6 protein-coding genes are annotated in these 12,362 nt (G+C 40.8%); 5 read left to right on the top strand and 1 reads right to left on the bottom strand.

Features of this window, described 5'->3' with window-relative positions:
• Positions 1-25: 25 nt before the first annotated feature.
• Positions 26-796: a DUF6377 domain-containing protein gene (locus AC1RM2_RS03980; protein ID WP_492983606.1), complete on the bottom strand. Its 771-nt coding sequence runs from the start codon at positions 794-796 to the stop codon at positions 26-28.
• A 324-nt stretch (positions 797-1,120) separates the two neighbouring features.
• Between AC1RM2_RS03980 and AC1RM2_RS03975 the strand changes: the two genes are divergently transcribed.
• The 5 genes from AC1RM2_RS03975 to AC1RM2_RS03955 all read left to right on the top strand — a co-directional run bounded on the left by AC1RM2_RS03975 (position 1,121) and on the right by AC1RM2_RS03955 (position 12,357).
• The gene (locus AC1RM2_RS03975; RefSeq protein ID WP_492983605.1) at positions 1,121-2,110 is read left to right on the top strand and encodes a LacI family DNA-binding transcriptional regulator; all 990 of its coding nucleotides are present in this window, start codon (positions 1,121-1,123) and stop codon (positions 2,108-2,110) included.
• Between the two features lie 224 nt (positions 2,111-2,334).
• Positions 2,335-3,945, top strand: a complete 1,611-nt coding sequence (gene susR, locus AC1RM2_RS03970) for a SusR family glycan utilization regulator (RefSeq protein WP_492983604.1) — start codon at positions 2,335-2,337, stop codon at positions 3,943-3,945.
• A gap of 499 nt (positions 3,946-4,444) precedes the next feature.
• Entirely contained in the window at positions 4,445-7,423 is a 2,979-nt protein-coding gene (locus AC1RM2_RS03965; protein ID WP_492983602.1) for a SusC/RagA family TonB-linked outer membrane protein, read from the top strand.
• 10 nt (positions 7,424-7,433) lie between these two features.
• The gene (locus AC1RM2_RS03960; RefSeq protein WP_492983600.1) at positions 7,434-8,981 is read left to right on the top strand and encodes a RagB/SusD family nutrient uptake outer membrane protein; all 1,548 of its coding nucleotides are present in this window, start codon (positions 7,434-7,436) and stop codon (positions 8,979-8,981) included.
• Positions 8,982-9,054: 73 nt separating this feature from the next.
• Entirely contained in the window at positions 9,055-12,357 is a 3,303-nt protein-coding gene (locus AC1RM2_RS03955; RefSeq protein WP_492983598.1) for a VCBS repeat-containing protein, read from the top strand.
• Positions 12,358-12,362: the final 5 nt, after the last annotated feature.

The following is a 12,362-nucleotide window of genomic DNA, read 5'->3' as shown; positions in this document are numbered from 1 at the left end:
GATGAGTTAAGAAAGTATAGCATATTTAAGCTGATTTCACATAACGGCCGGCTTCATTAAATGAAGCTTTAAACAAAGTAACCCCATCCGTGTCATCGGCAGGCATATTAAGCCTGGCCTTAACGCGCATTTTATAAACGTAGATGGTATTGGCCGAATATTCTAAAATGCCGGCTATAATTTCACAATCGGTAATGCCAAGTTTCATGAGGGCAAAAATGCGCAGTTCGGTATTTAACTGCCCGATGCGTTTTGGCCATATCTGGTCTTCCTTTTTCAGCATCGCGTTAAATTCCATAACAAAATTAGGGAAGGCTTTTAAAAAATATTTGTCAAAGTCGCGGCAAAGCGATTTGCGTTCCTGTTTAATGTCTGTTTCGTTGAAAAATGGAAGTATATCCCGGTAAGTTTTTACATCGGTATAGCGTTTTATGCTTCGGTGCAGTTTTTCAAATTTGGTAATATAGTCCGATACCAGGCAAACAAAGTAGCCTATATGGTCGGCTTTACTTTGGCCGTTCTGCTCTATTATGGTATTTAAACTATGTAACCTTGATTGCTGGTCCGCAATAATATCCTGCTGCAGCTTTGTTTGCTTTGATAATGTAAAAACTCTGGATATACAGGTAACCGATATCAATACTGATATTGCCAAAGCAATAGCCATACCGGTATTTATTTGCGGCACATGAAGCATAAGCGCAGGAATATCTTTTAAAAAAGATGTCCCGCTTATTTCTAAAAGGTACGTATAGCAAAAAAATGAAAAAACGGAGGCAGTATGATATATGCTCATGTCTTCGGTAATTTTAGCTGGCAAAAAAAAATAACAGGTTATAATTGGGAATACTTTGCTAAAAGTAGGGTTTAGCTTTCACGTTTTATACGCACGGCAAACAAAATAAGGTTCGCAAAACCCTGCAAACGTTTGCGATAATGTTTGTTGTTGAAAAATAGTTAGGAAATGCCGGCCATAAGCGCCGGATGAATGTAACGACAGCCCGGGTACGGACTTTGTTTAACAGGATATTAACAGTTAGCATAACTGTTTAAAGCAGGCACATGAATTGAAACAAAAAAATATACTACTTTTAATAACCGATTACCAACAGCCAATGCTATGCCCGATATAACTTTGAAAAAACTTGCCGAAATGCTTAATTTAAGTATCTCAACAGTTTCGCGGGCACTTAAAGACCATCCGGACATCTCAAAAGAAACCAGGCAAAAGGTTAAGGAACTTGCTGCCGTTGCAGAATACGAGCCTAATACCTACGCAATTAACCTGCGGACCAACCAAAGCAAGGAATTGGCGGTAATTATACCAACAATAGCCAATGATTTTTACCAATCATTCATCAGCTCGCTCGAAGAAGAGGTGAGGTTGTATGGTTATTCGTTAATGATGCTGCAATCTGGCGACGATCCGCTGGTAGAGCAGCAAAACCTGAAACGATGCAGGCAGGGGAGGGTTTCGGGTATATTTATCTCGGTAACTACCAAAACTACAGATATCAGCAGTTTTTTTAAGCAAGGCGATCATCCTATCCCCATTGTTTTTTTTGATAAGGTACCCGCGGCCGAAAGCTGTATTAAAATATGTGTTGATGATGTAATGGCGGCAACCATAGCAGCCAAAACACTGATAGCTAAAAACAAACAAAATATTCTGGGCATTTTTGGAAATGAGGAGCTATCCATCACCAAAAAAAGGTTATCTGCTTTTACCGAAACGATACAGGGGGCTGATCCCGAAGTTAGGTTAGCGATTCATCACGCAGGCTCAATAAATGAATCTTTTGAGGTTGTGATGAGTACGTTAGTCCGGCAGCAGGCCGATGCCATATTTTGCATGAGCGACGAGATATTGATAGGGGTAATGAAAGCTGTACAAACCTCACAGTTAAGGGTGCCTGATGATATAGGTATTATAGCAATAAGTGAGGGCCAGGTGCCCACATTTTATTATCCGCAAATTACCTATATTGAAACCAGCGGCTTTAAACTGGCAAAAAGCGCTTTTGTAAAAATGATGGCCTGCATAGCCGGAAGTACCGGTATGCAGGAGATAAAAATTAACTCCATCCTTGTAGAAGGTGGCTCGCTTTAGTACGCGGTGGTGGTATTACCAATACGCCTGTAGGGTTTAATAATGTTAATAAAGTAAGCCATAAAGACTGCTCCTTTATATATCTTTGAGATATAAACCCTTAATTTTAATTTCATAGTAGTAAAGTAAAAAACGAGCTGTGCCGGGCGCTATTTAGTTTACCTGAATATTGTTCCGTGAAGGGTTGGTTAATCAATTTGTTTAAACCTTTGAATTATATAAGCATGAAGTATTTTTTCTGTTTCTTATTGTTATTAACTTCTTTGTCAACATTTGCATCTGATACTACAAATAATTTACTTGAAGAATTAAAAACCGAGATTGGAAAAAAAAGCGCTTACGAGCATACTAAAGAGTTGCGGATTAACAAGCTGAAATTATACAGATCGAGGCTATCCAAAAATGATTATGACGCTCAGTTTTCTACATTAAACAGCATTTACAGCGAGTATAAGGGTTACCAGTTTGATTCGGCCTATGTTTACGTGGATAAGATGATAGCCTTAAGTAAGCAGCGGGGCGATAAGCAGGGCGAGTATTATAGCTATGTAAAAATGGCGTTCATCCTGCTATCATCGGGCATGTTTCACGAAGCTTTTGACTATTTGCACAAGGTTGATGTTAAGGTTTTGGAGAACCCGGCCAAAATTGATTATTATTTTTTTTTGGGCAGGTGTTATTACGATATAGCTAATTATAGCAACGATAAGTATTTTACGCCCGGTTACATTACAGCCGGCAATAAATCTATTGATTCGGCAATATCTTTTTGCGGCGATGATTTTGTGAGCCGTAATTACCTGCTGGGTTTACAAAAACTGCAGGAACGTAACTACGTTCAGGGTAAAGTTTGGTTTGGTAAGCTGCTTGAAAAAGACATGGTGATAACCATGCACTTAAGAGCGATGGTTTCCTGCTCGTTAGGGATGATTTATCTGCAGGATAATCAAAAAGAAGAGGGGATTAACCTGATGATTCAATCGGCCATAGCCGATATTAAATCTTCTACACGTGAAACGGTTGCACTTTATACCCTGGCCGACCTTTTATATAAAGAGGGTAATATAAAAGATGCTTATAGCTTTATACAATTGGCCAAAGAAGACGCCGATTTTTATGGCGCAAGGCAGCGAAAAATACAAATAGGGTCGATTTTACCGATTATTGCCGCCGCCGAACTCAATAACTCCGAACATCAAAAAAACCGCTTCCTGATCCTGCTGCTTACATTAACTGCCCTGGCATTGTTGGTAGTATTTTTCCTGGTGATGATTGTAAAACAGCTTAAAAAACTAAAAACCAAGGAAAAGATAATTGAAGGGAAAAATGTACAGCTTAACGATATAAACGGCAAGCTGCTGGTAGACGCCAAAATTAAGGAAGAGTATATCGGGCAGTTTTTTAAAGCGATCTCGGGATATATACTAAAACTCGAGAACCTGAAGGTTTCTATCGAAGCCAAAATTTCGATGAAAAAGTATGATGCCATTACCTCCCTCATCAATAATATAGATATTAAAAAAGAGCGCGAGAATTTATACTATAGTTTTGACCATATTTTTGTGAAAATATTTCCAAACTTTATTAACGTATTTAACAGCCTGTTTGACGAGAAGGATCAGATTTGGCCGCAGGAGGACGAGTTATTGAATACCGATTTAAGAATATTCGCGCTTATCAGAATGGGTATTTCCGATAACGAAACTATTGCAAAAATATTAGAATATTCTGTGAATACCATCTACGTTTACAAAATGCGCATCAAAGCCAAATCACTACACCCCGAACAATTTGAGCAACGCATCATGAATATCAAACCATTTGACATCAACTAATTCTTAGATACCCCAATAAGCGTTTATAAAGTTTAAAAAGTAATTTTTAGATAATTTAGTACCGGATTTTGTTAAAATAGAGGTAATAAAAACTTTATATTTTTATAGTGCTATTGTTTTTTAAATAGCTGATAATTAGATTAGTAAGAAATAAAAACATCGAAAATGTTTATATAAATTTAAAATTATCCACATTTTAGCAATCTTGTGTCCTTCATCACATTTTTCTACTGCTTTAATAACTAAATTGCATAAGATTTTCAGGTGTAATATTATAAACCATTACATTTTCAGTAGCCGGTATTGTTAGTTAAGTTCTTAGTAACGCCATGTTAATTGGCTTTAAACGAGAGTTTTTAACGTTTAACTAAGTATTTTTTTCTCAAGGTCTCAACTAAAAATACTTAAATATATGCCGGTCGCTAATTTGAAAGGTTATTTTATCAACCAAAAAGTCTAAACCAGTTAATTAAACCAATTCAACTAAATCTCAGTAATTATGCAATTTAAACACTTACTCAAAGTATGTTTCTTTGCTGTAATTCTCTTTTTCTCGGCCGCAGCAATGGCTCAGAATAAAGTAATCACAGGAAAAGTAACTGACAAGAAAGATGGATCAGCACTTCCGGGAGTATCGGTAACCGCCGTAGGCGCTACGGGTGGCGCCATTACAACCGCAGATGGTGATTACAAATTATCTGTTGCCGGTAACGTTACCGCAATTAAATTCACTTACATCGGCTACGTTGGCCAAACGGTAAACCTTGATGGCCGCACATCTATTAATGTAAGCCTTGAAACTTCAAGCAGATCATTAAACGAAGTAGTGGTAATTGGTTATGGTACCCAAAAGGTAAAAGATGCAACAGGTTCTGTAGCTTCTCTTAGTACCAAAGATTTCAACAAGGGTGTTATATCAACCCCCGATCAATTACTTCAGGGCCGTATTGCCGGTGTTACGGTAACACAGTCAAGCGGTGAGCCGGGCGCCGGAGCGTCAATCAATATCCGCGGTACAGGTTCTATCAGGGCCGGTAACGATCCTTTGTATGTAATTGATGGCGTGCCGGTATCAAATGATAGCTATGCTGCGTCAAGCGGTTCAAGCCCGATTGGTATGTCATCGGCCAGGAACCCTTTATCTTTCCTGAACCCTAACGATATCGAAAATATCTCTATATTGAAGGATGCTTCGGCTTCGGCAATTTACGGTTCACGTGGCGCCAACGGCGTTGTTTTAATTACCACCAGGAAAGGCCGTAAAGGACAAGGTATCCAGTTTTCAGAAAATACTTCATTAAGTACCACTGCAAGCCGTTATGATATCCTGAATGGCCCCGACTTTTTGAAGGCAGTTGCGGGTGTAGGCGCCGATGCTAACGCCATTAATAAAGGTTCAAACACCAACTGGCAGGATCAGATCTTCCGCAAAGCTGTTTCACAAACCGTGAACCTTGGTTTCGGTGGTGCTAAAGATGGTTTTACCTACAGGGCTTCGTTTGGTTACGATGACCAAAATGGTATCATCAAAAAATCTGGTTTAAAACGTTTAACCGGTCACTTGAACGCCAATCAGTCGTTATTTAAAGATGTGGTAAAATTAGACCTTACGCTGGCTGGTTCAAATGTGAAAAACCAATACGCCCCGGTAACCAACGATGCTGGTTTTCAGGGTAGTTTAATTGGCGCTACAATTGGCCTTAACCCAACCTATCCGATTAAGAATGCCGATGGTACTTATTACTTTGATGGCAGCAACCTTAACCCGGTTGATATGTTGAATAACACCTATGACAGCGACAATGTGAACAGGTTACTTAGCAATATAGGCATCACTGTAAAATTGGCCAAGGGCTTAAGCTACCGTGGTACTTTTGGTAACGACTATTCGCTGGCAAAACGCACCACGTTTTACGACCCAAGAATTCAAGGATATACCAGTAGCACCACTATTAGGGGCAAAACAGTATCATCAATATCGGGCATTGGCCAGGGCGATTTGCAAACTGTAAAATTGAGCAGCCAGATCACTGAGCAAACCTTAACCTATGAAAAGAAATGGAGCGATAACAGTTCATTTACTATTTTGGGTGGTTATTCATACCAGGTATTCAACAACAAAAGCCTTATTGATATCAGGACCCAAACCTCTACAAAAAACGTGTTGGTAAAAAACATGAATGATTTTACAACCAGGTTTCCCCTTTTTGGCGATACAACCAAGTCTGAACTGCAATCATATTATGCAAGGTTAAATTACTCTTATAAAGACAAGTATTTATTGACCGCTACAGTACGTACCGATGGATCATCTAAATTCGGTTCGAACCATAAATATGCTACTTTCCCGGCTTTAGCACTTAAATGGAAAATCATTAATGAAAGTTTTGCCCCTAAAAGCTTATTTGATGATTTAAGCCTGCGCTTAAATTACGGTAAAACAGGTAACCAGGAATTCCCTGCTTATCAGTCGTTGTCTGTATTCCAAACAGATTTGGCAGGCAACAGCAGCCAGCTTTATTTTCCTAACCCTAACTTGAAATGGGAAACAACCACTGCTTACGGCGCCGGTATTGATTTCACAATTGTTGGCGGCCGCTTGTCAGGTACCATTGATTACTTTAACAAAAGCACTAAAGACCTTTTGTTTTTCAATGCGTTCCCGCAACCTACAGCAGCTCCAGGTATCTGGATTAACTTACCAGGTAATGTTATTAACAAAGGTTTAGAGATTGGTTTAAATCTTGAAGCTGTTAAAAGTTCAAAATTTCAATGGGATGTTAATTATAACATGACGTTCCTGAAAAACAATGTGCAGAACTTTACAGGTCGTGTTGTACAAACAGGTGCTATCAACGGCCAGGGCCTTTCTGGTGCGTTCTCGCAGGTTATCCAAAACGGCTATCCATTGTTCACATTTAAAGTGGCCCAATACAACGGGTTAGATAAAGATGGTTTTGGTATTTACCCTAATGGTATTGACGTGCAGACTTTGCAAGGAAGCGCGCTTCCTAAATTTACCGCCAGCTTAACCAATAACTTTACTTATGGCAACTGGAATTTAAGCGTTTTCTTAAATGCGGTTACTGGTTTCTACGTGTATGATAACACTGCCAACGCTTACTTCTACAGAGGTAGCTTGCTTACTGGCCACAACGTATCGCGCGATGTAGCTTTCACTAACGAAAATGCGTTAAACTCTGGACAGGTATCAACCCGCTGGTTAGAAAAAGGCGACTTTTTACGTGTATCAAACGTTAACCTTGGTTATACATTCCCTATCAAAAACAGCAAGATATTTAAAACGCTTAGGTTTAGCTTAACCGGACAAAACCTGGCTTTAATTACAGGCTACAAAGGACTTGACCCCGAAATTAACGTTAACAAACAAATTAACAACGTGCCATCAAGAGGTATTGATTATACCGGCTATCCAAAGGCACGTACCTACACTTTTGGAATTAATGCAGGATTTTAAAAATATTGATATGAAAAAATTAACAATAAAAATTGGAACAACCTGCCTGGCAGTACTTGTGCTTGCCTCATTGAGTTGTACAAAGCTGAATGAAAAGGTTTATGGTTCAAAGGAAGTTAGGGCGGCAAGTAATGGATCTTCCGGTGACCTTGGTGGCGTATACTCGCAATTAAACGGTCAATCAAACCAGGCCAATACTTACGCTTTGCAAGAGCACCCAACAGATGAAATGATGGGCCCAACAAGGGGTACTGACTGGGGAGATTTTGGAACATGGCGTAAATTGCATACCCACACCTGGGATGCCTTCCACAACCAGGTAAATGATACCTGGGACGAATTGAATACAGGTGTTTACCGTGCTACACAGGTTATCAATGCATCTGGTGTAACCAACCAGGTAAAAGGCGAAGCCAGCTTTTTAAGGGCTTACTTTATGTTTGAAGTAGTTGATCTTTACGGTCAGGCACCTTTCAGAGACCCTGCCGGTTCGGTAGATGCAATCCCTACAGTATATAACCGTAGCGCAGCAACAGATTTTATCATTAAAGATTTGGAATTTGCAGAAGCTAACCTGGGTACTGCAGTTGATGTGGGCCATGCGGGCAAAGCTGCTGCCCAAGCGCTCTTAGCAAAAGTTTATCTAAATAAAGCGGTTTACAAAGCTACTGCAGTTGGTGGCCCTTTTACATTTGATGCTGCTGATATGAACAAAGTTATAGGTTATTGTAACGCTGTAACTGCCGCTGGCTTCCATTTAAATGGCCCTGGCAAGTACTTTGATAACTTTTCATGGGATAACACCACGTTAAGTACCGAGATCATCTTCGGTCGTATCAATACTTCAACAAATGCGCCTGCCAATACCCACAACCGTTGGAGAATGGGTATGCACTACAACCAAAGTCCAAGCAGCTGGAATGGTTTTACAACCCTTGCCGATTTTTATCACAGCTTTGAGGCCGGCGATGAGCGTGTTGGTGGTACTTATCCAAAACTAACCGAGTACAATGGTTTAAGAACAGGTTTCCTTATTGGCCAGCAATACGGCCCGGGAAATGTGGCCTTAAAACAACGTGGTGGCGCTCCATTGATTTTTACTCCGGATGTAAACTTAAATTACTCAACAGAGGCACAAGGTATCAGGGTTATTAAATATTTCCCTCAGCCTAAACCAGATGGCTCTGTAAATGATGATTATGCTACAAATACATACATCCTTTTACGTTACTCTGATGTGTTATTGATGAAAGCTGAAGCTATTATGCGTGGCGGTACCGATCCTAACGGCCAAACTGCTTTGGGTATTGTTAACAGCTTAAGAACAACACGTGGTGCTACTGCATTGGGCGCATTAACAGCAGCCAATATATTAGCCGAACGCGGCCGCGAGCTTTATTACGAAGGATGGAGAAGGAATGACCTTATCCGTTTCGAAAAATTCAATGACCCGGTTGATCAGCGGCCTAACAAAACTGATAAAACAAGAACTTTATACCCTATCCCTCAGCGTGCTGTGGATACCAATCCTAACCTTAAACAAAACGCAGGTTATTAATATATTGGGGTTTATTTGATTTATAACAGAACGTAGCGGAAAATTTCCGCTACGTTTGTTTTTTGCCAATTATATGATGCTATTTAAAAAGTGGTCCTTAGTTTTTACAGGAGTTGTTGTATTATGGAGCTGCAACGGTGGTAAAAAACACACGTTGTTTTCTTTACAACCCAACGATGAAACCGGCATAACTTTTATAAACCAGTTAACCGATAAGGACCGTACCAATGTATTTAGCTACCGCAACTATTATAACGGCGGCGGGGTTGCCATTGGCGATGTTAATAACGATGGGCTTAATGATGTTTACCTTACCTCAAATACCGGGGGCAACCAGCTTTTTATAAATAAAGGCAACTGGAAATTTGAGAATGTTACGGCCAAAGCAGGAGTAAAAGGCACCAAGTACTGGAGCACCGGCGCAACTATGGTTGATATTAATGGTGATGGCTGGCTGGATATTTATGTTTGCCATAGTGGCAACGCCCGGGGCAAAGAAAAAGGGAACGAATTATTTATTAACCAGCACGATGGGACGTTTAAGGAAGAGGCCGAAAAATATGGCCTGGTAGATAATGGTTTATCAACCCAGGCCATATTTTTTGACTATGATAACGATGGCGACCTGGATTGCTTTGTGTTGAATAACTCGTTCAGGCCAATTGGCTCTTTTGATTTCAGCAAAAACCTGCGCGAGGTTGTTGATCCGCTGGGTGGCGCACGTTTGTACCGGAACGATGGTGGCCATTTTACCAACGTAACGCAACAGGCCGGTATTTTTTCAAGCGATATAGGTTTTGGGCTTGGGGTATCCGTGGCCGACGTAAACCAGGATGGCTACCCGGATATTTATGTATCAAACGATTTTTTTGAACGCGATTACCTCTATATTAACCAAAAAAACGGAACTTTTAAAGAGGATATCCAAAACGAGACGGGCCACCTGAGCCTGGCATCCATGGGATCGGACATCGCCGATATCAATAACGATGGGCAGTATGATATTTTTACTACCGAGATGCTGCCCGAAGGCGATAAGCGCCTCAAAAAGATGACCTCGTTTGAATCGTACGATGTAATCAAGGCTAAACAGCATGATGGCTATTACAACCAGTACATGCAAAACTGCCTGCAGGTAAATAATGGCGACGGAACATTTTCCGAAACAGCTTTTTACTCGGGTATAGCCGCTACCGACTGGAGCTGGGGAGCGCTGATGTTTGATATGGATAACGACGGCTGGAAAGATATTTTCATCTCCAACGGAATTTACAAAGACCTTACCGATCAGGATTATATCGAATTTTTGGGCAATCGCGATAACATGGCTAAGATAGCCGAGGGGCGGAAAAAGTTTGATTTTAAGGATTTTACAGATAAAATGGTATCAACCCCTTTATCAAATTACGCCTATCTCAATAATCACAACCTTACTTTTAGCAATAAGGCAGCCGATTTTGGTTTGGATAAGCCATCCTTCAGCAACGGCGCCTCCTATGCCGACCTTGATAACGATGGTGATAATGACCTTGTGGTTAATAACGTAAACATGCCTGTATACGTTTATAAAAGTAATGCCGAAAAAAATGGCAATCACCGTATTCAACTAAAACTAAAAGGCACCGGGTTAAATACCTTTGGCGTGGGCACAACCATCAAAGCCTTTATGAAGGGCAGCGCGCTTATTTATTACAACCAGCCCACCCGTGGTTTTCAAAGCTGCACATCGCCCAATTTGCTTACTATTGGTATTGGCAAATTTAAACAGGTCGATTCGCTGCAGGTGATATGGCCGGGCGGTAAATATCAGCTCATTAAAAATGTTAAAGGCGATAGTGTTTATACCTGCAAACAGGTCAACGCAAATTTGAATTATAACTGGAACAAGCCGGTAATCAAATCATTATTTGCCGATGTAACCAAAGCTGTGTTTGATAGCATCCCCAAACACAAAGAAGATGACTTTATCGATTTTGATAACGAGCGGCTAATGCTGCAAATGCTGTCAACCGAAAACCCTTACATGGCAAGCGCCGATGTAAATGGCGATGGCTTAACTGATTTTTATTTTGGCAGTTCCAAAAACGGGGCGGCGGCTATCTACATACAGCAAAAAAGCGGCAGTTTTAAACAAACCATCCCCGATGATTTAGCTAAACAAAACTATCTTGAAAATGCAGGTGCTGTATTTGCCGATTTTGACGGCGATGGCGATCAGGACCTCATCATTGGAGTAGGGGGCAATGCCGATGAAGCAGGCACGCCGGTATATTTCCCCAGGTTTTATGAAAATGATGGCAAAGGGAACTTCCATCGTGATGCAAGCCGTACCTTACATGCGGGGGTTAACGCGTCGATGATCGTATCTGCAGATTATGATGGCGATGGTCACCCCGATTTGTTTATTGGCGGCAGGAGTGTACCGGGGCTTTACGGCTGTTCGCCCAAATCATACGTTTTTCATAACGATGGTAATGGCCATTTTACCGATGTGTCTGCTTCGGTATTAGGGAAGGATACCAAATTGGGCATGGTTACATCGGCCAAATGGGCCGACCTGGATAAAGATGGCTACCCCGATTTAATTGTAGCCGGTGACTGGATGGGCATCCGCATTTTCAGGAACAACAGGGGCAAATTTACCGAAGATACCCAACTGGCCAACTACAAAGGCTGGTGGAGCAGCCTGGAAGTAGTCGATGTAGATGGTGATGGCCACTTGGATATTATTGGCGGCAACATCGGGTTAAACTCCAAATTCAGGGCATCGTTTACCGAGCCGATGAAGATTTATATTAAAGATTTTGATAATAATGGCACAAAAGAATGCGTAACATCCATGTACCGCAGCGATGATATTAGCTATGTTTTTCATATGAAGCCCGATTTGGTTGGGCAACTGCCGATATTGAAAAAACGCTTCCTGCAATATGTGGATTATGCCGGTAAACCTTTTAATGAAGTATTTACCCCCGAGATGCTGGAAGGTGCCGAAACCCACGAGATGAACTTTTTAGCATCGGCCGTATTTTTAAATAACGGCAAAAAATTTACCTGTAAATTGCTGCCTGCCGACGCACAGTTATCTATGGTGAATACCATTTTGTGTGATGATATGGGTAGCGCCGGTAATACTAAAATAATTTTAGCCGGCAATTTTTATGGCTTTAAGCCAGAGATAGGCCGGCTTGATGCCAACCGCGGCCTGGTTTATCAATATAACAAAAATGGCTTTACCTATCTGCCTCCGGAAAAAACAGGGTTTGATTTACGTGGTCAGGTGCGGTCATCGCTGGTTATAAAAAATCCGCCGGGAGGCAAATACTACCTGTTTGGCATCAATGACGAACCTTTAAAAGCTTATAAACTCCGTTAATATTT

The organism is Mucilaginibacter sp. GW822-FHT03E02, from assembly GCF_058801545.1.
This window is presented reverse-complemented; position numbering and strand designations above follow the sequence as displayed.

Excerpts from the sequence above, each read along its gene's own strand:
- AC1RM2_RS03980 (WP_492983606.1), bottom strand. The coding sequence starts at position 796 with ATGAGCATATATCATACTGCCTCCGTTTTTTCATTTTTTTGCTATACG.
- AC1RM2_RS03975 (WP_492983605.1), top strand. The coding sequence starts at position 1,121 with ATGCCCGATATAACTTTGAAAAAACTTGCCGAAATGCTTAATTTAAGT.
- susR (WP_492983604.1), top strand. The coding sequence starts at position 2,335 with ATGAAGTATTTTTTCTGTTTCTTATTGTTATTAACTTCTTTGTCAACA.
- AC1RM2_RS03965 (WP_492983602.1), top strand. The coding sequence starts at position 4,445 with ATGCAATTTAAACACTTACTCAAAGTATGTTTCTTTGCTGTAATTCTC.
- AC1RM2_RS03960 (WP_492983600.1), top strand. The coding sequence starts at position 7,434 with ATGAAAAAATTAACAATAAAAATTGGAACAACCTGCCTGGCAGTACTT.
- AC1RM2_RS03955 (WP_492983598.1), top strand. The coding sequence starts at position 9,055 with ATGATGCTATTTAAAAAGTGGTCCTTAGTTTTTACAGGAGTTGTTGTA.